Source organism: Streptomyces albospinus (assembly GCF_014648695.1).
Taxonomy (GTDB): Bacteria; Actinomycetota; Actinomycetes; order Streptomycetales; family Streptomycetaceae; genus Streptomyces; species Streptomyces albospinus.
This window is the reverse complement of the sequence record NZ_BMRP01000002.1, coordinates 291,693-314,396: the sequence shown is the minus strand read 5'-3', so window position 1 is coordinate 314,396 and position 22,704 is coordinate 291,693. Positions and strand designations below refer to the sequence as shown.

The 22,704-nt window shown below is 70.7% G+C and carries 23 protein-coding genes; 16 read left to right on the top strand and 7 right to left on the bottom strand.

Features of this window, described 5'->3' with window-relative positions; translation table 11 throughout:
- The first annotated feature begins 72 nt into the window (after positions 1–72).
- Genes IEZ17_RS04690 through IEZ17_RS04680 form a run of 3 tightly spaced genes read left to right on the top strand, consistent with a single transcriptional unit; the run spans position 73 to position 2,746 of the window.
- Entirely contained in the window at positions 73–945 is an 873-nt protein-coding gene (locus IEZ17_RS04690; RefSeq protein ID WP_189296656.1) for an NAD(P)-dependent oxidoreductase, read from the top strand.
- A complete protein-coding gene (locus IEZ17_RS04685; protein ID WP_189296655.1) occupies positions 942–2,225 on the top strand; it encodes an ATP-grasp domain-containing protein in 1,284 nt (427 codons plus the stop codon). The genes IEZ17_RS04690 and IEZ17_RS04685 overlap by 4 nt, the downstream gene beginning before the upstream one ends.
- Positions 2,222–2,746, top strand: a complete 525-nt coding sequence (locus tag IEZ17_RS04680) for a flavin reductase family protein (RefSeq protein WP_189296654.1) — start codon at positions 2,222–2,224, stop codon at positions 2,744–2,746. The genes IEZ17_RS04685 and IEZ17_RS04680 overlap by 4 nt, the downstream gene beginning before the upstream one ends.
- Positions 2,747–3,258: 512 nt before the next feature.
- On the opposite strand, the gene IEZ17_RS04675 is transcribed toward IEZ17_RS04680, so the two are convergent.
- On the bottom strand, positions 3,259–4,068 hold the full coding sequence (locus IEZ17_RS04675; RefSeq protein ID WP_189296653.1) for a hypothetical protein: 810 nt from the start codon (positions 4,066–4,068) through the stop codon (positions 3,259–3,261).
- A 285-nt stretch (positions 4,069–4,353) separates the two neighbouring features.
- Positions 4,354–4,887, bottom strand: a complete 534-nt coding sequence (locus IEZ17_RS04670) for a MarR family winged helix-turn-helix transcriptional regulator (protein WP_189296652.1) — start codon at positions 4,885–4,887, stop codon at positions 4,354–4,356.
- Between the two features lie 255 nt (positions 4,888–5,142).
- Between IEZ17_RS04670 and IEZ17_RS04665 the strand changes: the two genes are divergently transcribed.
- Positions 5,143–6,210 carry an alkene reductase gene (locus IEZ17_RS04665; RefSeq protein ID WP_189296651.1) on the top strand — a complete coding sequence of 356 codons (1,068 nt, stop codon included), beginning with the start codon at positions 5,143–5,145 and terminating at the stop codon, positions 6,208–6,210.
- A gap of 173 nt (positions 6,211–6,383) precedes the next feature.
- Here the strand turns inward: IEZ17_RS04665 and IEZ17_RS04660 are convergent, their stop codons facing one another.
- Entirely contained in the window at positions 6,384–6,974 is a 591-nt protein-coding gene (locus IEZ17_RS04660; protein ID WP_189296649.1) for a TetR/AcrR family transcriptional regulator, read from the bottom strand.
- Between the two features lie 155 nt (positions 6,975–7,129).
- Here IEZ17_RS04660 and IEZ17_RS04655 point away from each other — a divergent pair, with 155 nt between their 5' ends.
- Together IEZ17_RS04655 and IEZ17_RS04650 are read left to right on the top strand one after the other, a co-directional pair.
- Positions 7,130–8,035 (top strand): NADP-dependent oxidoreductase, encoded by a 906-nt coding sequence (locus tag IEZ17_RS04655; protein WP_189296646.1) that lies wholly within the window; start codon positions 7,130–7,132, stop codon positions 8,033–8,035.
- A gap of 110 nt (positions 8,036–8,145) precedes the next feature.
- On the top strand, positions 8,146–8,469 hold the full coding sequence (locus IEZ17_RS04650; protein WP_189296644.1) for a winged helix-turn-helix transcriptional regulator: 324 nt from the start codon (positions 8,146–8,148) through the stop codon (positions 8,467–8,469).
- A 258-nt stretch (positions 8,470–8,727) separates the two neighbouring features.
- Here IEZ17_RS04650 and IEZ17_RS04645 read toward each other — a convergent pair whose 3' ends face one another.
- Complete coding sequence (locus tag IEZ17_RS04645; RefSeq protein WP_189296642.1) at positions 8,728–9,780, bottom strand: type III polyketide synthase; 1,053 nt, start codon at positions 9,778–9,780, stop codon at positions 8,728–8,730.
- Positions 9,781–10,078: 298 nt separating this feature from the next.
- Positions 10,079–11,290: a cytochrome P450 gene (locus IEZ17_RS04640; RefSeq protein WP_189296640.1), complete on the bottom strand. Its 1,212-nt coding sequence runs from the start codon at positions 11,288–11,290 to the stop codon at positions 10,079–10,081.
- A 1,119-nt stretch (positions 11,291–12,409) separates the two neighbouring features.
- On the opposite strand from IEZ17_RS04640, the gene IEZ17_RS44125 reads away from it, so the two are divergent.
- Both IEZ17_RS44125 and IEZ17_RS04630 read left to right on the top strand, forming a co-directional pair.
- Entirely contained in the window at positions 12,410–12,655 is a 246-nt protein-coding gene (locus IEZ17_RS44125) for a hypothetical protein (protein WP_308427587.1), read from the top strand.
- Between the two features lie 83 nt (positions 12,656–12,738).
- Complete coding sequence (locus tag IEZ17_RS04630; protein WP_189296636.1) at positions 12,739–13,338, top strand: CGNR zinc finger domain-containing protein; 600 nt, start codon at positions 12,739–12,741, stop codon at positions 13,336–13,338.
- A 295-nt stretch (positions 13,339–13,633) separates the two neighbouring features.
- On the opposite strand, the gene IEZ17_RS04625 is transcribed toward IEZ17_RS04630, so the two are convergent.
- Positions 13,634–14,167: a hypothetical protein gene (locus IEZ17_RS04625; protein ID WP_189296634.1), complete on the bottom strand. Its 534-nt coding sequence runs from the start codon at positions 14,165–14,167 to the stop codon at positions 13,634–13,636.
- Between the two features lie 336 nt (positions 14,168–14,503).
- Here IEZ17_RS04625 and IEZ17_RS04620 point away from each other — a divergent pair, with 336 nt between their 5' ends.
- The 3 genes from IEZ17_RS04620 to IEZ17_RS04610 all read left to right on the top strand — a co-directional run bounded on the left by IEZ17_RS04620 (position 14,504) and on the right by IEZ17_RS04610 (position 16,903).
- A complete protein-coding gene (locus IEZ17_RS04620; RefSeq protein WP_189296632.1) occupies positions 14,504–14,959 on the top strand; it encodes a MarR family winged helix-turn-helix transcriptional regulator in 456 nt (151 codons plus the stop codon).
- Between the two features lie 152 nt (positions 14,960–15,111).
- Positions 15,112–16,080, top strand: a complete 969-nt coding sequence (locus IEZ17_RS04615) for an ATP-binding cassette domain-containing protein (protein WP_373299734.1) — start codon at positions 15,112–15,114, stop codon at positions 16,078–16,080.
- Positions 16,040–16,903 (top strand): ABC transporter permease, encoded by an 864-nt coding sequence (locus tag IEZ17_RS04610; protein WP_189296628.1) that lies wholly within the window; start codon positions 16,040–16,042, stop codon positions 16,901–16,903. Before IEZ17_RS04615 ends, IEZ17_RS04610 begins: the two co-directional genes overlap by 41 nt.
- 344 nt (positions 16,904–17,247) lie before the next feature.
- Here IEZ17_RS04610 and IEZ17_RS04605 read toward each other — a convergent pair whose 3' ends face one another.
- Positions 17,248–17,586 carry a CorA family divalent cation transporter gene (locus IEZ17_RS04605; RefSeq protein ID WP_373299722.1) on the bottom strand — a complete coding sequence of 113 codons (339 nt, stop codon included), beginning with the start codon at positions 17,584–17,586 and terminating at the stop codon, positions 17,248–17,250.
- A 370-nt stretch (positions 17,587–17,956) separates the two neighbouring features.
- Between IEZ17_RS04605 and IEZ17_RS04600 the strand changes: the two genes are divergently transcribed.
- The 5 genes from IEZ17_RS04600 to IEZ17_RS04580 all read left to right on the top strand — a co-directional run bounded on the left by IEZ17_RS04600 (position 17,957) and on the right by IEZ17_RS04580 (position 22,654).
- Positions 17,957–18,346 (top strand): cell division protein SepF, encoded by a 390-nt coding sequence (locus IEZ17_RS04600; protein ID WP_189296626.1) that lies wholly within the window; start codon positions 17,957–17,959, stop codon positions 18,344–18,346.
- A 55-nt stretch (positions 18,347–18,401) separates the two neighbouring features.
- The gene (locus IEZ17_RS04595) at positions 18,402–19,817 is read left to right on the top strand and encodes an AAA family ATPase (protein WP_189296624.1); all 1,416 of its coding nucleotides are present in this window, start codon (positions 18,402–18,404) and stop codon (positions 19,815–19,817) included.
- A complete protein-coding gene (locus IEZ17_RS04590; RefSeq protein ID WP_189296622.1) occupies positions 19,814–20,170 on the top strand; it encodes a nucleotide pyrophosphohydrolase in 357 nt (118 codons plus the stop codon). Before IEZ17_RS04595 ends, IEZ17_RS04590 begins: the two co-directional genes overlap by 4 nt.
- Before the next feature lie 528 nt (positions 20,171–20,698).
- Positions 20,699–21,154, top strand: a complete 456-nt coding sequence (locus IEZ17_RS04585) for a DUF6099 family protein (protein WP_189296996.1) — start codon at positions 20,699–20,701, stop codon at positions 21,152–21,154.
- Positions 21,155–21,730: 576 nt separating this feature from the next.
- Positions 21,731–22,654 carry an LLM class F420-dependent oxidoreductase gene (locus IEZ17_RS04580; protein ID WP_189296620.1) on the top strand — a complete coding sequence of 308 codons (924 nt, stop codon included), beginning with the start codon at positions 21,731–21,733 and terminating at the stop codon, positions 22,652–22,654.
- The last annotated feature ends 50 nt before the right edge of the window (positions 22,655–22,704 follow it).

Here is a 22,704-nt window from a genome sequence, read left to right as displayed (position 1 = left end):
GCGCCGGAACGGAATGAACGCGTCCGCTCGGACGCGCGAGCAACACGTACCGAGAAAGGAACGGATCGAATCATGCGGGTGGGGTTTGCGGGACTGGGGTCCATGGGCGGAGGGATGTGCCGTCGCCTCGCGGAGCGCGGGTTCGACGTGGTCGCGTACGACGCCGATCCGAGCGTCGCCGCGGCGGCCGGTGAGCATCCGGGCGTGCGCACGGCGGAGGGCGTCGCGGACCTGGCCGCGCCGGTGGTGGTCACCATGCTCCCGGACGGAGCGGCCGTTCGGCAGGTGGCCGAGGAGCTGCTCCCGCACCTTGCCGCGGGCTCCCTGATCGTCGACACGGGCTCCTCGGCACCCGAGGACACGCTGGCCCTCGGCCGCGTGGCCGGCGCGCACGAGGTGTCCGTGGTGGACGCGCCTGTCTCCGGCTCCCCGGCCGCCGCGCGCGCGGGTGAGCTGACGCTGATGGCCGCGGGCGAACCCGAGCACGTGGCACGGGCGGAGCACGTACTCGGCGCGCTCGGCAAGGTGTACCGGGTGGGTCCCGCGGGCGCGGGCCACGCGCTGAAGGCGCTCAACAACCTGCTCTCCGCGGTCAATCTCGCCGCGGTCGCCGAAGTCATGCTCGCCGGGCGGGCGTTCGGCCTCGAACCCGCGGCGATGCTGGAGGTGATCAACGCGTCCACCGGCCGCAACCACGCCTCGCAGACCAAGCTCCCCGACCATGTGCTGCCCGGTACCTTCGACTCGGGCTTCGCGCTGCGCCTGATGCTCAAGGACATCCGCATCGGCACGTCGCTGCTCGACTCCGCGGGCGGCCCCGCCGCCTTCGGCCATGCCTGCCAGGAGCTGTGGGAGAAGGCGCACGAGGAACTGCCGGCGGGCGCCGACAACGTCGAGGTCGTGCGCTGGCTGGAGAACGCATCGGGACGGGAGCTGCGCGCATGACGTACGAGAACGCACCGCGGATCGCGGTCATCGGCGGCCAGGTCGCCGCCCTGCAGAAGGCCCGGAAGGCCGGATTCGACATCGTCTGGGTGCACGGCCCGCACGAACTCGACCCGTCGGGGCTGGAGTTGGTGGCCGAGGCGCACCTCACGGACTACCGCGACCCGCAGGCCGTCGCCGATCTCCTCGCCGCCGTGCACCGGCACCGGCCGCTGACCCGGGTCGTCTCGATCATCGAAGACGGACTGGAGTCGGCGGCGGCTGCGACGACGGCGCTCGGCCTGCCGGGCACCGGCCTCGACACCGTCCGCGTGCTCCAGGACAAGCTGGCCTTCCGGGAGCTGCTCGCCGAGCGGGGCATCGAAGGGGTCGCCTCCCGCCTGGGGCACGACGAGGCCGACATCCGCGCCTTCGTCGCCGAGTTCGGGCCCGCGGTGATCAAGCCCAGGTACGGATCCGGCAGCCTTGGCGTGCGGCTGGTGCAGGGCCCCGACGCGGTCCCGGAAGTGGCGGCCTGGGCAGCGGAGTTCGGGCTGCACACGTTCGTGATGGAGCAGTATCTCCAGGGCCCCGAGTTCAGCGTGGAGGCGTTCAGCTTCGCCGGCGAGCACGTGGTCGTCGCGTACACGGCCAAGGAGAAGCTGGACTCGTTCGTCGAGGTCGGGCACGTACAGCCGGCGGGCCTCGACGCGGACGCCACGGCCCGGATCGATTCGCTGGTCACCAGGATGCTGGACGCCGTCGGAGTCAAGGACGGCCCCTCGCACACCGAGGTGATCCTCACCTCCGACGGCCCCCGCCTGGTGGAGTCCCACAACCGGCGTGGCGGCGACCGGATCACCGACCTGGCCCACGAGGTGTACGGGACCGACATCGACGCGCTGGGCTTCCTCTGGTACGCGGACCGTACCGCGCCCATCGCACCGGGCCCGGCCAGGGGCGGCGGCGCCATCCGTTTCCTGACCGCCGAGCCGGGCATCGTCGAGTCCGTCACCGGAGCCGACGAGGTGCGCGCCGATCCGCGGGTGGTGGCCCTCCAGATCTCCGTCGCGCCCGGTGACACGGTGGCCCCCATCGCCTGGTCGTACGACCGGTCCGGGCTGCTCATCGTCCGTGGCGAGTCGGCCGACGAAGCGCGTGCCCTGGCCCACGAACTGGCCGCCCGGATCACCATCAAGACCCGACCCGACACGGCGTCGGGCACACCGCGCTCCATCGCGGCCGTGGCCCCCCGCCCCGAACGGCTGATCGGCACCACGCCCTCGGGGACGGGCTCGTGACCACCGCGGCGCCCACGGTCGGCGCCGGTCAGCTGCGCACCGCACTGCGGGGGCACGCCTCCGGCGTCGCGGTGCTCACCGCGGCCACGCCCTCCGGCCCCGCCGGGGTGACGATCACCTCGTTCACCTCGGTGAGCGCCGAACCGGCGCTGGTCTCCTTCGCGCTCGCCGAGACGTCCTCGACCCGGGCGAGGATCAAGGACTGCCGGAGGTTCGGGATCCAGCTGCTCGGCGCCGCCCAGCGCGACGTGGCCGAGCGGTTCGCGGCCGTCGGCGTCGACCGGTTCGCGCCGCCCACCCGCTGGCACACCGGCCCGCACGGGGTGCCGCTGCTCGACGACTGTGCCGCGTGGCTGGTCGGCACGCGACACCGCCAACTCAGGCTGGGTGACCACGAGTTGATCGTCTGTGTCGTGGAGTACGTACGGATCGGCTCTCCCGGTGACAGCCTGGTTCATCTGCACGGGGCCCTGCACGCCGCCCCGGGTGTGCCCCCTGCCCCGGAGAGTCCGGAGAGGTGACCCCCACGGGCAAGCTCGACCAGGGGCTGCCCCCTTCACTGCGTGACGTCACCGTCCGGCGCCTGCAATCACCGGGGAACGAGCCGGGCGGTGACCCGCTCCGACGCATCGGGTTCCTTCCCCGTCGGGGTGGCGGGAGGTGAACCCACGACCTCTTCGTCCCGGACGAGGTCGGTCGAGGCCGGCGGCCGGGGACCGCCAGGCGCCCTGGAGCGGAGGAGGACACCTGTCTGTCCCGCTGCCCTGGGGCAGAGGCTCTGCCTGTCGATGGAGGCGGGGCCGTCCGCAAGGCGCAGGGGATCGCCGTACGCAGCCGCCGACAATCGGCGCCATGACGTCGAGCGCACCACCAGCTGTGGGGCACCGCCCGGCCCGCGGTCCCTTCGCGGGGCCCGACGAGCGGGGGCGGCGGCTATGGCGGGCGGGGGACGAGGCGGCTGGCCGCGGTGGTGGTGCTGCTCACCTGCCTGGGCGCGTCGTGGATCGAGGCCAGGCCGGCGGGCCGGGTGTGGTCACGAGCCGTGGCCCAGGAAGCGCTTGAGTATGTCGAGCCAAGCGGTGTCGCTGTTGCCGTGCGGGCCGCCTCCCCACACGACGGCGGCCCTGTCGGCCTTGCCGCAGGCTTGAAGCTCGTAGGACCACAGCGCGGGGGACACGTACCGTCCGGATCCCGCTCGGTCTCGGAACTGGGGCCACAGGAACGGGTACACGGGTTTGCCGGGGGCGAGTTGCTTCGCCTCGGCGCGTGCCTGATCGAGCCGGTGCTGCCATCTGGCCTCGCTGTCCTTCGAGTCCGTGTACAGACTGGGGAGGAAGACATCCTCGTGCGCCGCGAGGGCGCGGCCCCATGGGTAGTAGCGGCGGCTGGTGTTGCCGAGCAGATCCCAGAAGCCGATGCGCTTGTGCGGGGCGACTTCACGCGTCCACGTCAGCAGGGTCGACAGTTTCCGGTAGTGGCGCTCGGCCACCTCCGGTGTGCCCGTGAGGTAGAGGGTCTCGTAGTCGAGGACGAGTGGCCCGGGGTTTGCCATGTGCTGCCGCACCAGGTTCTGGTAGGCGGCCTTCGGCGGCAGGCGGAGTTCGGTGGTGGGACGGCCGTCGGGGCTGCGTACGGGCTGCCCCGAGAGGGCCGCCACCCGGCCCTCGTAGATGATGTCGGCCTTGGCCGCGCCGTACCGGGTCAGATCGAGGTGGGCGTAGAACGTCGTGTCGTAGACGGTGAATCGACGCGGAGCAACGGCCTGCGTGGGAGGCGGGGATGCCGGCGAAGGAGCGGCTGATGCTCCGTGCTGGCAGGCGGTCAGCAGCAGTAGCATGCCCATGACAAGTGTAGGAAGACGTCGCACGGTGCGAAGTTACCCATCGAGTTTGTGAGCCTTCACAGGAAACGGGGAGCCGGGCGCCCGTCCGAGCGGATCACCGCCCACTGCCGTTCGTGGAAACGGTGAAGGGCATGGTCGGGGTGTCGTCCACCGGTCGGGCGGCGCGCCCGAGTGCTGTGGGCTCCGCTCGCGGGTGACCGGATTCCGGAGGCCGACGGTCCTGCGGCTCGTCGCCGGCGATCGTCGACGCCGGCCGCGGACAGCCCTTTTGCCGCCGTCGGGGCGCTAACGCTCCGCGTCTGCGCCCGCGGTGTCGGCGGCGGCCTGCACGAGGTTGTGCTCCAGGCGTTCCAGGGTGAGCAGGGCCGTGGTCTGCTCGTCGGCGGACATGCCCGCGGTCGAGAGGTCCTCCAGCTGGCTCCAGATCCGCTCGACCTCATGGCGCAGGGCATGGCTGGCCACCGTGGGTTCGATGAGTGACGCGCGCTTGTCGGTGGGGGAGGGGCGGCGGCGGACGAAGCCGGCCTGCTCCAGGCGCTGGACGGTGCGGGTCATGGTGGCGGCGTCGGAGTCCATCAGGCGCACCAGGTCGGTCTGCCGCTGGGGGCCGAGTTCCCAGAGGTGCATCATGACCAGCTCCTGGCCCGGATGCAGGCCGATGCGGCGCAGCAGTTGTCCCGCGAACATCCGGTGCAGGCGGGCCAGGCGGAAGATCGCATGGCTGACCGGCCCGCCGCCGGCCGCGGCCGGCACCGGGACGGTGGCCTCCTGCCCCGTCACCGCGGGACCTTTTCCGGCTTCCGGTGTGGATTGCGCCATCTCTTCCTCTCTTCCTCGCATTCTTGCTCGAACAAATTAATCCTACCTCCTCTTCGGCGACTCCAAGAGGCGTGCCGCCGCCTACGGGAACATGGCCAGGTAGAGGCACGTGACGTGCTTCACATTCGACTCCGGGAAGAGATGCGCGGGATTTACTTGTTCGGACAGATGATTTACTTGTCCAGACAGGCATTCGCCGATGCGGGCAACGGAGCGCCCGGCCCGCAGAGCACCACTCGCCCCGAGGAAGAGGCCATGACCACTGCTTTCGATCCGATCGTCCTGGGCGGCAAGCCGCTGGCGAACCGCGTCGTGATGGCGCCGATGACCCGCAGCCGCGCCTTCGGGCCCGGCGCCGAGCCGACGGAGCTGATGGCGGCGTACTACGCGCAGCGCGCCGGCGCCGGGCTGATCGTCACGGAGGGCATCCAGCCCGCACCGGCCGGCCAGGGCTACCCCGACACCCCCGGCCTGCACACGGCCGGGCAGGTGCAGGCATGGCGGACGGTGACCGACGCCGTGCACCGCGAGGGCGGCGTGATCTTCGCCCAGCTGATGCACACCGGCCGGATCGGCCACCCCAGCCTGCTGCCCGACGGCCTGGTGCCGGTGGGGCCGTCGGCGGTGGCAGCCAAGGGCCAGGTCTACACCCACGAGGGCCCGAAGGACTTCGTGACGCCCAGGGAGCTGAGCGAGGCGGAGATCCGACAGGCGATCGCCGACTTCGCCACCGCGGCGCGCAACGCGGTCGAGGCCGGGTTCGACGGCGTGGAGATCCACGGCGCCAACGGCTACCTGGTGCACCAGTTCCTCGCGCCCAACGCCAACCGGCGCACCGACTCCTGGGGCGGCGACACCGAGGGCCGAATCCGCTTCGCCGTCGAGGTCGTCACGGCCGTGGCCGAGGCGATCGGCAGCCACCGGGTCGGTCTGCGGATCTCGCCCGGAAACCCGTACAACGACATCGCCGAGGACAACGTGGGCGAGGTCTACCCCGCCCTGCTGGAGCGGCTGGCACCGATGGGCCTGGCCTACCTGCACCTGCTGGAAGGTCCGGACCGGCAGCTGACGCGGCAACTGCGCAAGGCGTGGCCGGCGGCGTTCGTCCTGAACCCGTTCAGCCACCCGCAGTACACCGCGCCGGACGCCGTCGCGCTCGTCGACGAGGGACTCGCGGACCTGGTCGCCTTCGGCGCGCTGTTCCTGGCCAACCCCGACCTGCCGCGCCGCCTCGCCGTCGGAGGTCCGTTCAACACCCCGGACCCGGCCACCTTCTACGGCGGCGACCACCGCGGCTACACCGACTACCCGACCTTGGACTGACGGCCGTTGCCGCGCCGCGGCCCGCCTGGATTCCGCGTGCTACCGGCGTGATCGCGCGACGCGCGCTCGCGCCGGTACTCGTGTCGGTGTTCAGCGCCCCGGATCGGCCGAAGGCGGAGCGGAAGCCGGCTTGTGCACAGCTGTTGACGCTCCATCGGCGGCCGGGCCGCGCCTCACGACCGCGCGGGCGCGCGGCCCACGGTGGTGAGCCACTGGGTGACGAGGGTGTCGATGAACTCGTCGGTGGCTTCGGCCCGGTCGAAGAAGAGACGAGCGAGGAGAGGGCCGTAGAGCAGGGCGTACTGCTCGCCGGTGATCTGAAGGCCCGACGGCTCCAGGAGCCTGTTCAGTGCGGCGAGGCGGTCCTCCATGATCCGGGCCATGGCCTGGGCGCTGTCGGCGTCATGGTCCGCTTCGGCGGCGATGGCCAGCGCGGCGGTGCGGGTGGCGGGGACGGTGATGCCGGCGCGCAGGCTGAGCAGCCAGCCGGTGGCGACGGCGCGTACGTCGGTGCCGGGTTCGGGGTAGCCGACGTCGGGGCCTTGCAGGGTGACGTCGGAGAGCAGCGCCGCGCGGTGGGGCCAGTGCCGGTACAGGGTCTGGCGGGTGACGCCGGCCCGTTCGGCGAGCAGTGCGGTGGTCAACCCGGTCAACCCGACCTCGGGCAGCAGCTCGCGGGCGACCGCCAGGATGCGGGCGCGGGTGCGCTGGACGCGGGGGTTGCTCGGATTCGGCTGACGGCGGTGGACCGGCGGCATGGACATGGAGCCCATCCTATCCAGAAATCACACACCACGTGTGACGCGCGTTACCCCGCACCGGCTTCGCATTTCACACGGGCTGTGTGATACACCGGAAAAGCAATCACACAAACTGAGTGATTCAGTCTGTGTCCCGTCTTCCTTTCATGGAGTTCTCGATGTCCACCGCGATCACCTACTCCCGCTACGGCGGCCCGGACGCGCTCACCCTGACCGAGGTCGACACCCCCGAGCCGGGTCCGGGCCAGGTCCGGATCCGGGTGCGGGCCGCCTCGGTGAACCCGCTCGACCTGAAGATCCGATCCGGTCTGATGGCCGACATGGTCCCGGCGCGCTTTCCCGTGATCCCCGGCCTGGATGCGGCCGGAGTCGTCGACGCGGTCGGCGAGGGAGCCGATGCGGCCGTGGGGGACGAGGTCCTCGGTGCTGCGGTCGGCGGCAGCTACGGCGCCTACGCCCTGCTCGACCGGCCGGTGGCCAAGCCCGAAGCCCTGTCGTGGGAGGTCGCCGCCTCGCTTGTCACGGTCGGTGAGACCGCGTTCCGCGTTCTCGGGCAGCTGGGCGTGCAGGCGGGCCGGACCCTGCTCGTCCACGGCGCCGCCGGCAGCGTGGGCGTCATCGCGGTGCAGCTGGCCGCCGCCCGCGGCGTCACCGTCATCGGAACGGTCGGCGAGCACGACATCGAGCGTGTCACCGCCCTCGGAGCCACCGCCGTCCGCTACGGCGACGGCTGGAGGGAGCGGGTGAAGGCCGCGGCGCCCCAGGGAGTCGACGTCGTCTTCGACGCCTCCGGTGCCGGTGTGCTCGCCGACTCCGTCGCCCTGACCGGGGACAGCGCGCACGTCATCACCATCGCCGACATGTCCGCCGCGCAGCACGGCGTCCGCTTCAGCGCGGGTGGCACCGGCCAGGGCGGAGACTCCCTGCCGGAGCTGGTGCAGCGGGCCGCCGCCGGCGAGCTCACCCTGCCGATCTGGCGCACCTACCCCCTGGCCGAAGCGGCACAGGCGCACACCGACCTGGAAGCCCACCGCAACCGGGGCAAGGTCGTCCTGCTGCCCTGACCCCCTTGTACCGCCGCCTCGCCTCGTCGGGACGGACGAGGCGGCCCCGGGGGCGCAGCCGGCACCCCCACCGGACACCGCACCACCGAGAACGCAGGACCGCACCACCGATGCCAGCCCGCCCCGCCCCCGCGCCGCTGACGGCCGACCCGCACCTCACCGCCGCGTTCGAGGTCCTCGGCCAGAAGTGGAACGGGATCATCCTGCACACCCTGGCCGCCCGCCCGGCCCGGTACGGCGAACTGCACGCCGCCATCGGCTCCATCAGCACCAAGATGCTCGCCGACCGGCTGCGTGAACTCGTCCAGGCCGGGCTCGTCACCCACGACCAGCTCCCGCCCGGACCCGCCGCCTCCACGCTCACCGCCGACGGGCGGGCCCTGCTGCCCGCCCTGGAGCAGATCCGCTCCTGGTCGCAGCACCGGACCACCTGATCCCGTCACTCGTCAGCGAAAAGGAAATCCCCGTGTCCGCACGCACCCTTCCCGAAGCGACCTTCGCCCGCACCGTCCTGGGCTCCGGCCCCGGCCTCGCCCTCGCCCACGGCGCCGGCAGCAGCACGGCCGGCACCTACGGCCCGAACCGTGAGTCCGGCCCGTTCCGGCCCCGCCCAAGGGCGGGACCGGATACTGCGCCATCGGGCCGGCGGGGCGCCGGGGTGGTGGCCCGGGCCGCGGTTGCGCCCCGGCCGGTCACTCCGCCGATGTCCAGGTGCCCAGGGACATTTCGGCGGTGATGCCGGGACCGAAGCCCGCCATCAGGCCGCGCTGGCCGTCGACGGCCGACGCCTCGTCGAACATCCGCGCAAGGGCGTCGAGTACCACCGCGCTGGCGATGTTGCCGTACTCGGTCAGCGTCGCCCGGCTGAAACGGAATGCCTCGGGAGGCACTTCGAGGAAGTGGCTCAGGTCGTCGAGGATGCGCGGGCCGCCGGCGTGGACGATGTAGAAGTCCAGGTTGCCCGCGTCCCATTGGTGCTGTTCGGCGAGCTCGCGAAGGGCGGGCGCGAGCGGTTCCATCGTTCCCGGGACCCTCTTGTCCAGCCGGAAATGGAATCCCGTGGAGCGCACCGCGTAGGAAATCCAGTCCGCGGTGTCCGGAATGAGGTACGAGCTGTTGCGTTCCAGACGGACCCCGGTGCCGCCGCTGCCCCGCATCACGGCCGCCGCGACCGCGTCGCCGAACAGGCCGTTGGACAGCAGCGATCCGACACCCACGTCCGTGGGCTGGTAGCACAGTGAGCAGAACTCACAGGCGATGATCAGCACGTTGGCGTCCGGATACGCCCGGCAGAAGTCGTGCGCCCGGTTGATCGCGGCACCCCCTGCGGCACAGCCGAGTTGGGCGATCGGGATCTGCCGGGTGTCCGACCGGAAACCCATCGTGTTGATGAGCCAGGCCGTCAGTGCCGGCATCATGAACCCGGTGCACGACACATAGATGATGAGGTCGATGTCCTGCGGTTCCAGCTCCGCGTGTTCGAGCGCGCGCCGCGCCACATCGGGGACACGGGCCTTGGACTCCTCCTCGTAGATGGCACTTCGGGCGTCGAAGCCCGGATGCTCCAGCACTTTGTCGATGGGCTGGATCAAGTGCCGTCTGACCACGCCAGTATGCTCGATCAGTCGGAGCACCAGATTGAGCTGCGAATGATCGCTGTGCAGCTGTCGTGCCAGTTCGAGGGTGTCTTCCCTGGTGATGATGTATTCAGGGACCGCGATCGCCGGTTTGCACAGAACCGCCATGGGATGCACTCCTTGCAGGCTGTGGTCCGCCAGTGCAATTCCTGCTCTGAATTCGCGTCACCGTTTCCGGCCGCCGGCCGACGGAACGGACACCGGTGATGTGCACGCATTTCGCGGGACACTTCACCACGGGCCGTTCCGGCGGCCTGACGTCAAAGTCCTTGGAAGGGACGCGAGCGGGCCATCCGTCGACGAATGAACTCTCCCCGAACAGCTGGGACTTCTTTACGGGTAACCGTACGCCAGGGGCGTGAGTTCCGCATTCCGCTGCGGACGCCGGTCACCGTGGCCACCTCCTTTACCACATGACCGGCAATGCCAGCGGATAGCGCCAGATCGATGTCTTGTTCCAGCGCACTTCCTCGGCCGGCTTCGCCAGCCTCAGCTCCGGAAAACGCTTCAGGAGGGTGCCGAGCGCGACTTGGAGCTCCGTGAGCGCGAGCGGGGCGCCCAGGCAGTGATGCGCACCCCAGCCGAACGTCATATGGGACGTGCTTTCCCGTTCCATATCCAGCTCGTCGGGGCGGTCGAATTTACGACTGTCCCGGTTCGCCGTCAGATACGAAACGTGCACGATGTCCCCGGCCCGGATCGTCACCCCGCTCAGTTCCACGTCCTCCAGGGCGACGCGAGGAATGCCGACTCCCTTGCGGAACGGGATGAACCGCAGCATCTCCTCGATCGCCTGCGGAAGCTTCTCCGGCCGCTCGCGCACCATGGCGAGCTCCCGGGGGCGCGTGAGCAGCGTGTACGAAAGGTTGCCGATCTCGTACGTGGTGGTGTCCTGACCGGTGATGAGCAGCACCATGGCCATCACGGTCAGCTCCTTCTCGTCGAGGACCTCACCGTCGTGACGAGCCGTAGCCAGCGCGCTGATCAGGTCGTCCCCCGGCTCCCGGCGCCGCCGTGCCGTCAGCTCCTCGAAATACTGGCGCATCTCGGCCTTGGCGCGGATGGCGTTGTCCTTGTTGTCGAGGCTGACGTCCATCATCGTCCGGGCGTGCGCACGCAGTTGCGCGCGGTCGCTCTCGGGGATGTCGAGCACCTCGCAGATCGTCGTCAGCGGCAGCGGCGACGCCAGATCCTCCATCAGGTCACCCGGAGAACCCTTGTCGGCCATCCGGTCCAGCAATTCGTCCACGACGCGCTGCGTCCCCTCCCGCATGCGCTCCACCTGACGCGGGGCGAACGCCTTGGCGACCAGACTCCGCAACCGGCTGCTGTCCGGCGGGTCCATCACATTGATCGCCTCGGCCTGGACGATCGGTTCCGGCGTCATACGCGGGAAGTCCCGGCCGACGACGGCGTGCCGGCTGAACCGCCGGTCCGTCGTCACCGTGCGCACGTCCTCGTACCGCGTGACGAGCCATGCTTCGCCCTCGCCGTACGGCAGCCGAATACGGGCGACCGGTTCCTCGTTCAGCAGGCGCTTGAGCGTCGGATCGAACTCAAGGGCCTTGGCGTAGTCGAATGGGCAGTCCCAGACGGTTGAGCCGGATTCTGATGCCATTCTGAGCTCCCGAAGTGAGATGTGCGGGTTGGGTTTTCTCGGTGCGGTGGGTGCACCGTTGAGGACGTACCTGCCCTCGACAATCGCCACATGACTCTCCATGCGCCGCATGTGCGCCTTTCCCGGCCACAGGGTGCTATTTCGTCCCGGACAGCGTAGCCGCGGAGATGAGGAGCCGCCTTCGCTGCCGAATTCGCGGGTACGGCATCCGTGTTCCGCGCCCACAATTCTCCTGTGTATTACGGGATGGGGCGGCCGGCCGATTTATTGGGCTGATTGGGTGATTGAGGAGGGAGGCGGGGGACGGGGCTGAGACGGGGTGGGGGACGGGGCTGAGACGGGGTGGGGGAGTGCGCGGACCGGCTCGCCGCGCGTAGCGGTGCGGCGCGGTCCGCGCGGATGCCGCACCTGCGGTCGCCGCCGGCGCGGTCGCCGTTCGTGCCCGGATGGCTCGGGTCCGGTGACCCCGTTCGTGCCCGGCTGCGGCGTCGGCGCGCCTGCCGGCCGGGCGGGCGGGAGCGGGCCGAAGGCGCCGTCGCAGCGGACTCCTGCCCCCCGCCCCCGAAGGACCGCGCGGCCGTAGCCATGGAAGGTTCCGCCACAGAGACAGAAGCAAAACCATTATGCTTACGTCTCCCGTTCGAACGTTGGTCCGCCGGTTCCGGTGGAGTGGTTGAGCGCGCGACGGCGACAGCGACCGAGGCCCCGCGGGCCGGACAGCTTCCGGGACGGCCGTACACCATCGGCGACCTGACCTTGAAGCACCGGACCGCCATGGCGCCGGTGACGCGGCGCCTCCCGCCGGGCCGGGGTGCCCGGCGCCGATGTCGCCACGTACTCCGCGCGGCGGGCCGCGGGCGGGGCCGGCCCGATCGTCACCGAGGGCACCTCCATCGCACGGGATGCGGCGGTCGCTCCTCACGACGTGCCGTACTTTCACGGCGAGCGGGCGCCGGCTGCCCGGCCGGGGCGGTGGACGACGTCCACCGTGCAGGCGGGCGCATCATGCCCCGGCTGCGGTACACGGGCGCTGCGCGTGCGCCCGGCAGCCTGCCGGCCGGTGTTCCGGCCGAGAGCCGGTCCACTGTCGCACTCGACGGCAGCCCGCACGGCGTCGCAATGACCCCGCGGGACAGCGACGCCGTGGTCCAGGCATCCATCGTGGCGGCGGCGAACATCCAGCGGATCGGCTGCGACGGCATCGAACTGCACGGCCCGCACGGTTACTTGATCGACAACTTCCTGTGGGCGGCACCAACCGGTGCACCGACCGCTACGGCGGCGACCACCCCTCGCGTGCCCGCTTCGCCGCCGAGAGCGTGGCCGCGGTCCGCGATCGAGCCCGGCCGCCGCCCTGGCCCTTGACAACGGCGGCTGTGCGAAGATGAGCCGCCCCCGAGGGGTGTACCCCAGTCGTACGCCGGCTCCCACAGGAGGCGTGATCCACGATGGCCTGGTCAGCGACCGTCCGGTACGGCCTGGACCCCGCTCCTGGCGGCCTCGGTCTCGTACAGGATCTGCTCAACACCGTTGCCGCGGGCGCCTCGCGGTTTCCCGATCTGCTCGCCGGCGTCGTTGAGGCTCAGGCGTGGGCCGATGAGGCAACGGCGCAGTGGGCGGCGGTCACCGGGCAGCGGGCGCCCCAGGTAGTGCTGGACGCCGACGGGCTGGAGGAACTGCGAGCCTTCCGCCACGACCTCCAGGAAGCCACGGCCAAAGCGCAGGACGCGGTGTCCGGGCCGGGGGTGCTCGCGCCCGTACTGCACTCCGTGACCGCCGCGCTGCAACTGGTGGAGGACGGCAGGGTGCGGCTGGAGCCGCGCGGGACCGGGTGGCGTCGGCTGGCCTCGCTGGCGCTCGCCGCCGCCTTCGAGGGGCAGCAGGCCGACACCCGGCGCCGCCTCAAGACCTGCCGCAACCTCCGTTGCCGGGTGGCGTTCTACGACCGCTCACGGAACAACAGCGGCGTGTGGCACGACGTGAAGAGCTGCGGTAACGCGGCCAACCTCCGCGCCTACCGTGCGCGCCGGCGCGCACAGAACGGCTGAGGCCGACCTGGCCGGCACGTCAGCCACGCGTCTGACAGGTCCTACGCTTCTGACAGGTCCGACGGCCCCTCCCGGCGGGGCACCGAGGAGCGGAACGGCCGGAGAGACGGCCGGAGAGACGGCCGGACAGTCGGACGGTGCGGAGAACGACCTGCCGCAAGCACTCAGGAAACGGCCGACCGGGCGCGGGTTTCCGCGGCACACGGCTCGGCTACTCGGCTTCGGATCCGGGTAGCGCCCGTCGCCCCGCCCCGCCCGGCCCCGGCTCAGCCGCGGCCGGCCGCTGCGGTGGCCCTCAGCCCGTCTGGTGTGCGCCCCGCGCGGCGTGCACGAAACGCTCCAGAGCCGCCCAGAACGGGGTGTAGGCGGCATCGAACTCCTCGCGGCAGTCGGCGCCGTCGGTCATGCCGCACTTGAGCGCCTCGTAGAAGGGCCCGGTCGCCTTCTGTAGAGCGAGCGCCGCAGCCGCGGCCGAGGGCGGACCCTCCAGTTCCACCACCCGCGCGCAGCGCCGGATCTTCGCGTACTCGGCGACCTCCAAGTCGTGCAGCTCATCGAGCCCACGAGAACGTTCGTCCGAGGCGGGAAGCCGAAGCTTCGCGGAGATGTCCCAGTACAACTCGCCCATCCGATGGGCCTGTTCGATCAGGTCCAGATACGCGGTGCGTCGGCTCTCGCGCAGCCGCTCCGCCCGCTGCGATCGCGCGGCGGTCTCCGCCTGGATCCGGGCGGCCCGCGCGCTCCCCCGGCTCGTCACCCAACTGGCCAGTACCGCAGTACCGCCGGTCACCGCCGCGATCGCCAGAGTCCATACCGTGCTGTCACCCACGTGGCGTCACACTACCGACTACCCGTCAGCCGTCCTACCGGCCGTCCGGCATCAGTGCCGCTACGCCCAACATCACCACGCCCAGCCTTCCGACGGGCCGGAACCGCCCCGCCGGGCACTGCCCTGCCGGGAACTGCCCCGGCGGGAACTGCCCCGGCGGCACCTCACTCGTGGTCGCGTCCCGCGCACATCGAGCCTGGGCGCCGACCGGCCGCCTGCCGAGCATCCCGCCCCGCCGCACATCCCGCCCCGCCCCGGATCGCGCCCCGCCCCGCTCCTCGTCCGGTCCTGCTCCTCACCTGGTCCCTATCTCTCACTCAGAGCTAAAATTACGGCGTGGCCACAGGGGACTTCCCCGATTCGCTGGCCGACGTACTGGCCGGAATCCAGCGGCTGATCCGCCGGCGGCTACGCCACGGCCTGACCGCCCCCAGACTGCGCGGCGCGCAGGTCGAACTTCTGCGGCTCGTCGCCTCCCAGCCCGGTATCCGGGTCTCCGCCGCCGCGAAGGAGCTCTATCTCGCGGGCAACTCGGTCTCCACCCTGGTCAACCAGCTCAGCCGAACCGGCTACCTCCGCCGGGAGACCGACCCCGGCGACCGGCGATCGGCCCTGCTGTTCCCGACCCCGGAAGCCCGGGCGCGGCTGCACGACTGGGAGACCCGCCGCAGCGCCCTCGTACGCGAACAGGTCGCCCGGCTAGCCGAGGCCGACCAGGCGGCACTGGCCGCCGCCCTTCCGGCCCTGCGCCGGCTCGCCGACAACCTGCACGAGGAGACGGAGGGACCATGACCACCGATGACCCCGGCCGGCCGGCCCCGCGGACCGCCCCCGTACAGGCCCCCACCACGGCCTACGAGCCGCCGGCCGAGCCGGCCGACCGGTCCGCTGACGCTTCTGCCCAGAGCCCGGCCGCACCCCCCGACGCCGTCACCTGCCGCGCCCTGCACTACGCCTTCGGCGAGACCAAGGCCGTCGATGGCGTGGACCTCTCCGTCCGGCCCGGCGAGGTCTTCGGGCTGCTCGGCCCCAACGGCGCCGGCAAGACCACCGCCATCCGCTGCATCACCACCCTCCTTCCCGTTCCCGCAGGCATGGTCCGGGTGTTCGGGCACGACGCGGCGAGGGAGCGCATGGCGGTCCGGCGCCTCCTGGGCTACGTACCGCAGCAGCTCTCCGCCGACGCCGGGCTGACCGGCCGGGAGAACGTCGAGCTGTTCGCCCGCGTCTTCGACGTCTCCCGCCGTGAACGCGCAGCCCGCGTCGCCCAGGCGCTGGAAGCCGTGAACCTCACCGAGGCCGCCAACAGGCTCGCCAAGACGTACTCCGGCGGCATGATCCGCCGTCTCGAACTCGCCCAGGCACTGGTCAGCGCGCCCCGTCTGCTGATGCTCGACGAACCGACCATCGGCCTCGACCCGATCGCCCGGACCACGGTCTGGGAGCACATCAACGCGGTCCGCGCCGCCACCGGAATGACCGTACTGGTGACCACGCACTACATGGACGAGGCCGAGCAGTACTGCGACCGGGTCGCCCTGATGCACCGAGGCCGTATCCGCGCTCTCGGCACGCCCAACGAACTCCGCTCCGCGCTACGGGCCCGCCGGGCCCGCGCCGCCCTCGCCCCGACCGCGCCCCACACCTCACCCGCATCCCCGCCCTTCCCCTCAACACCTCGCCCCTCGCCCGCAGCACCCGCTCCTACGCCCCCCTTCTCTTCATCTGCCCCTTCTCCTTCCACCCCTCCTTCCACCCCTCCTTCCACGACTCTTTCCTCGCCTCCCTCCTCCGACGCGGAGCCGACGCTGGAGGACGTCTTCCGGGACGTCGCCGGCAGCGGCCTCGACGAGCAGTCAGGAGACTTCCGCGATGTCCGAAGCACCCGCCGCACCGCATCCCGTGTCGGCTGAACCCACCGCTGCCGCAGGCCACTTGGACCTGTTGCTGCTTCCACCACGCGCCCGTACAGGCTGGCGGGTACTGCCCGCCAGGGTCGTCGCGATGTGCATGGTCGAGCTTCAGAAGCTGCGTCACGACCGGACAGAGCTGTACACCCGGGCCGTCCAGCCCGCCCTCTGGCTCCTGATCTTCGGCGAGACCTTCACCCGTATCAAGGCCATCCCCACCGGCGGCACCCCCTACATCGACTATCTGGCGCCCGGGATCATCGCCCAGTCGGCCATGTTCATCGCGATCTTCTACGGCATCATGATCATCTGGGAGCGGGACGCCGGCATCCTCACCAAGCTGCTGGTCACACCGACTCCGCGGTCCGCCCTGATTGCGGGCAAGGCGTTCGCCGCCGGGGTGAAAGCGCTGCTCCAGGCCGTCGTGGTGATCGTCATCGCCGCACTGCTCGGTGTGGCCATGACGTGGAACCCGTTGCGCCTGCTGGGCGTGGTCGTCGCCGTGATCCTCGGCTCGGCGTTCTTCTCCTGTCTGTCGATGACGATCGCCGGAATCGTGCTGACCCGCGACCGCCTGATGGGTATAGGCCAAGCCATCACCATGCCGCTCTTCTTCGCCTCCAACGCCCTCTATCCGGTGGCAGTCATGCCGGGCTGGCTCCAGGCGGTGAGCAAGGGCAACCCCCTCAGCTATCAGGTCGACGCGCTCCGCGGACTTCTCCTGGGCACCCCCTCGCATCTGGGCCTGGACTTCGCCGTTCTCACCGGCGCCGCGGTCCTCGGCATCGCCGCAGCCTCCTCTCTCCTCGGTCGTCTGGCACGCTGAGGCGCTCTCGCCCGTCAGCGCCCGGCGGGTCGACGGGAGGGCTCCGCACGGCGGGCCGGGCCCCGCCCGCACCCGCCTGCTCCGGGAACGCCCCGCGGTGTCGTCACGATCAGTAGTCATGGAACTACGGTACGGCGCACCACTGACAATGCCGCTGCCCTGCGGAAACGTCCTGCCGGGCGGACTGAATGGCACGTGCGGTCCGAACGCTGCATACCCGTCGACCACCGCGTCGAGAATCGCGTAGTGCACCGCCGCGGGGCCGCGCTCGAGCGGTTCCGGACTGTCCTCCGTGCGGCGCCGGACGACGGAGAGGTCGGGCGCGCCGCCGTGCCGCACGGTGATCACGAAGTCGCGGCCCATGAAGCATGCGGCTCGCCGAAGTCCACCTCTTCTGCGTCGTCCAGACAGCGTGCCGCGCGCCGCACGACGAAGAGGGAGCCGCCGTAACGCTCCAGTTCGGGCCGCTGATGGGCCTCCAGCGCGTACTCCAGCGCTAGCGAATGGAGGTCGAACTCCGAGGAAAGGGTGCCCAGTTCGGCGGGGGTGGGGCGGTGCCGGTCGATCCACGCCGGTGAGTCCGGGGTGGCACGCAACTGCCGGACGGTGTCGGTGAGCGTGCCATGACTGCTGACATGCCGTCCGTTCCGGTACAGGCCGTCCGTTCCGGTACGGGGCCGCACTGATGACGCTGTTGGGGGCCTCGGCGGACGGCTCCGGGGCATCGGGTACGGCAGCGGCCCCGGTGGCGAGGGTGCCGCGGGCCGGTTCCTGGAGGGTTTGCGCAGACCACGAAGGCCACGCAGCCGACGGCCGGGAGGTTCGGGGCTTGTGGTGGAACCGCCTCCGTCACAAGAGAGGATGAACAGGCACACAGAAACTCGACGCAGGATATCTTCCCAGGGTGTCTGCACTGGTCAGGGGCCATGGTGCAGGATGGGAGGGGTTGCGGCGCCACGTGTGTCGCATCCGCCAAGATTTGTAGGTTTATCTCTAGAATTGTGCGATGCAGACACCGCAGATAGCCAGCGCCCCTCTGGATGAGGTGATTCGGTGAACGGCCCCGATGCCACCGACGAGCAGTGGGAAGGGCTCGCCGAGGTCGTACCGCTTCGCAGCAGCAGCGAGTGGCCTTCCTGGCCCGACCACCGCGCCCTCCCGGAAGACGAACCGGCAGAAGAGGCGCGGCGGTTCATCGTCATCCGCGTCCAGACCTTCGCGGATGCCCGCGAGGTCGCCGAATACCTGATGGCGCAACTCCCGGTGCTCCTCGACCTCAGCAGCGCCGACGCCGACGTCGCCAAACGCATCCTGGACTTCTCCAGTGGAGTCGTCTTCGGGCTGGGCAGCGGCATGCACCGCGTCGACACCAATGTGTTCCTGCTGGCGCCCGTCGGCACCGAGGTCGCGGAACCGGCAACGGGCGCCTTCCCCCGTTCGTAGGAAGAGCAGTTGGGTGTAACGGTTCTCCGGTCGGGTGACTGCATAGCGTCCATGTATGGACACTGACAGTGCACGACCGGCGGTCACCGAATTACGGCTGTCCGCCTTCAAGGCCCATCGCGGCGTCAACCTGCCGCTCGGTCCGCTGACGCTGCTCAGCGGCGAAAGCGGAAGCGGCAAGTCCAGTGCGCTTCAGGCGTACGAGATCCTCGCCCGGCTCGGCAGCGGCGAACCGCTGGCACGAGCCGTCGGGGTGGTGGCGGGCGGAGCGACCGCATGCGTCCCGGCGGGCGCACGCCCCGACGAGCAAGGGCGGCGCGGATTCCGCATCGGCTGCACCGTCGACGGCCCGGTCGGCCTCGTCCAGCTCGACCTCGCCGTACAGGCCGAACCCGAACTCCGCATCGTGGGCGAGCGGTTGATCGGCGGCGGTGAGACGCTCCTCACCACCGCCCTCGCCGACCCCACCCGCCCCGCCGTCCAGGCCGCCTGGCACACCGCCGGCGCCACCCCCGTGACCCGCGCCCCACTCCCCGACGACCGGCTCGGCACCTCACTGCTCCCGCTGCGCGTCGCGGGTAAAACGGCCGGCCAGCGACTGGTCCTGGCAGCGGCGGAACAAGTCGTGGTCGCGCTGCGTTCAGCCTTTGTGTGCGATCCGCGACCGGAGGCCATGCGGGGGCCGGCGGTGGGTGCGGACGGCCCGTCAGGTGGGGGTGGCGCCGGACGCGGTGGCGGATCACGCGCGGGTACCTCGGCCCGGTCGAGGAAATCCGGCGGGCCGGCAGGTTCCGGCGGGCCGACGAGCACGCGCGGACGCAAAGCCGTCCGCAGTGGTCGCGACGCCAGCGGCTGGAGCCGCGACGCCGACGCGGAGCGCGACGAAGGAAGGTTGCGGTCGTCCTGCGACAACCTCTCCACGGTCCTCGACCGTACGAGCCGCGAATGCGCCCGCCGGCATGCCGTCCTGGTCGCGGCCGTACGGGAAGCCTGCTCCGGACCCGTCGACGGACTGCGCGCGGTACCCCGTCAGCCCGGCCCCGCACCGGCCGACACCACCGCAGCGCAGGCAGTCGCCGGAAACGGCGCGGCAGCGGACACCCCGACCGGGCAGCCGCCGCAGGGGCCGCACGCCCTACAGGCCGTCCTCGACCGCGGCGCCCTCGGCGAGATGCCCGTCGAGCAACTGGGCGACGGCGAACTGCGCTTTCTCGCGCTGGCGCTGGTCCTCCTCACCGGCCCCGGGGTGCTCGCCATGGATCCGGTGGGGGAGATCCCGTCGGCGCAGCAGCAGATGACGGTGATGGCGGACGGAATGGACCGCTGCATGGACCGCAGACAGGCCCGCGAGCTGGTGTCGCTGGCCGTACGGATGGCCGACCGCGGCCACGTCCGGCTCCTGGGGACGGTACGGGATCCGACGGTCGCCGAAGGGCTGCCCGGTGTACAGGTGCTACACCTAGGGGTATGAGCGAGGATCTTCATGCCCTGCAACGGCGCCTGGCCGAATTCGCGGCGGCCCGTGACTGGCAGCAGTACCACACGCCCAAGAACCTGGCCGCGGCGCTCAGTGTCGAGGCCGCGGAACTGGTCGAGATCTTCCAGTGGTTGACGCCGGAGGAATCGGCGAAGGTGATGTCCGACCCGAAGGCGGCGGCCCGGGTCGAGGACGAGGTCGCGGATGTCCTGGCCTATCTGCTCCAGTTCTGCCAGGCGCTCGGCATCGACGCGCTGACCGCGCTGGCCGCGAAGATCGAGCGCAACGAGACGCGTTTCCCGGCGGTCCGCCAGGCCCCGCCGGACCGGCCGCGGGATGCCGAGTAGCAGGACGCGGGCGGGTGGGCCGCCGGCCGGGGCGGGGCAGCGGCTCCGCCCCTCTGGTTTGTGCACCGTCGCCCCGCTCCCGGCACCGCGCCGTGCGGTGTCCGCCGCTGCCGGACGACGCTACGGGGCGGGATTGCCCGACCCTGATCCGCACGGTTCACCATGATCCGCACGGCTTGATTCGTTGCCCGCACAGCGAGCTGCCGCGTGCCGGAAGGCAGCCGACGGGATCATGGTGACCGGCGCGGCAGGAGCGTCCTGTGAGTCACACGTGGCGCGCTTCGAGCCGTGAGGGGAACGGGCGTTGAGTGACGCGCGGGGGAGCGAAGCGGACGAAGTGGAGCCAAGGCCGCGTCATGACCGCACTCAAACCGCCTGTCGTCACTCTACGGAGTTATCGATCTTTCCACATCGCCTTGGTTGTCCACAGATTTGCGAATTCCCCTGGCTTTTTTGCCTGTTAGCCCTCACTCTGGGTAGTGGAAGGAGTGCGGGGTGCAAGCGAAGGAAGAAGGAAGGAGGGGGCAGATGGACGCGGTGCGGATCATCGCGGCCAGCCGCCGCGACCTGGCGCAGGCGAACTCGGTCCATGACGTGATCGTCGAGGCGTGGCAGGCGCAAGCCTTGGCGGAAGCGATAGGCAGCCATCTCGCGATATTCGGGCCGTACGAAGTGCGGTCGAGAGCCCGAGGGCTGGGCGATGCGGGCGGGCGGTTCAGCGGGGGACTGCTGTGCTCGACAGCGACCACCGGCGGGCTCAGGGCAGCTCAACTGACCGAAATACGTGACGTCAAGGCGGCTTTAACCGGCCTGTGCCAACTGCTACGAGAGGTATGCGAAGCGCTGGTGGCAGTAGTGATCTCGGCAGACGAGGAGGGCATGTACTGGACCTGCGTGGAAGCCATGGACACCGCCGACGAATCCAGGGACCACGTCGCCGGAATACTCGAGAAGCTGGAGGTGCGCGACCGTAACCTTGCCTGACGGAGGGGAGAATCATTCACCGGCCGGCCGCCCCCGGCAGACGTAGGCTCATCCTGGCCCGACCACGCGGGCCGACCACGTCAACACGGCACGCCCCGGGCAGCGGCACGCCCATCCGTGACCCGGTCCGGCCACGCCCAGATCCGCGCCCGCACTTTCTCCCGAATCCCCGGCCATCCCCATGGCCTCTACCGTCCTCATGATCTCCACCGTCCTCACGGTCTCGACGGTGTCGATCCACCACCTCAACTGCCGGCCTCGCGGGCGCCACTTCATCCGCCGGCCCCGGTGCCGGCACCCAACAGTGCCACTCCCACTCCCACCGCCGTCGCCTTCGCGCCCACCGCCGGACCACGAGCTGGGGCCGTCCCCCGGCGTCCCGCATCACGCGGATTCAGCGATCGCGCCGCGGCAGACGGGCTCCCGCCCCGTCGCGCAAGCCACCCGCCGAACGGCACACGTGACTGGCACTCACGACTCACACCGATGAACGCACTACACACACCCGCATGACCCGACCTGGTGCTTTGACACGCCCCGGCGGTTGGCCCGCCGCTCAGCGTGCAGGATGGAGGTATGGACCTACGAATCTTCACCGAACCCCAGCAAGGCGCTTCCTACGACACCCTTCTCACTGTCGCCAAGGCCACCGAGGACCTCGGGTTCGACGCGTTCTTCCGCTCCGACCACTACCTGCGGATGGGGAACGCCGACGGACTGCCCGGCCCGACGGATGCCTGGATCACCCTGGCCGGCCTGGCCCGTGAGACCAAGCGCATCCGCCTCGGCACGCTCATGACCGCCGGCACCTTCCGGCTGCCGGGCGTGCTGGCCATCCAGGTGGCCCAGGTCGACCAGATGTCCGGCGGACGGGTTGAACTCGGCCTCGGCGCTGGGTGGTTCGAGGAGGAGCACCGGGCGTACGGCATCCCGTTCCCCAAGGCGAAGTTCGCTCGGCTGGAAGAACAACTGGCGATTGTCACCGGCCTGTGGGCCACCGAAACAGGACAGGAGTTCTCTTACGACGGCAGGTACTACCAGTTGGAGAAGTCGCCCGCACTGCCCAAGCCCGCCCAGCACAAGGTACCGGTACTGGTCGGCGGACACGGTGCGACGCGTACCCCGCGGCTCGCGGCGCAGTACGCCGATGAGTTCAACATTCCCTTCGCCTCGCTCGAAGACAGTGAGCGCCAGTTCGGACGGGTGCGGGCGGCTGCCGAAGCCGCCGGGCGCAGGGGAGACGACCTGGTGTACTCCACCGCCCTCGTGGCCTGTGTCGGCAAGAACGACGCCGAGGTGGCACGGCGGGCCGCGGCCATCGGCCGGGACGTGGACGAACTGAAGGCCAACGGCCTCGCGGGCACGCCCGCCGAGGTCGTCGACAAGATCGGCCATTACACCGCCATCGGCTCGTCCCGCGTCTACCTGCAAATGCTGGACCTCGACGACCTGGACCACCTGGAACTGATCTCCGCACAGGTGCAGTCCCAGCTGAGCTGAGCTGAGCTGACACGAGCCGAGCTGGCCCCGCCCGGGGCCGGATACGGGCG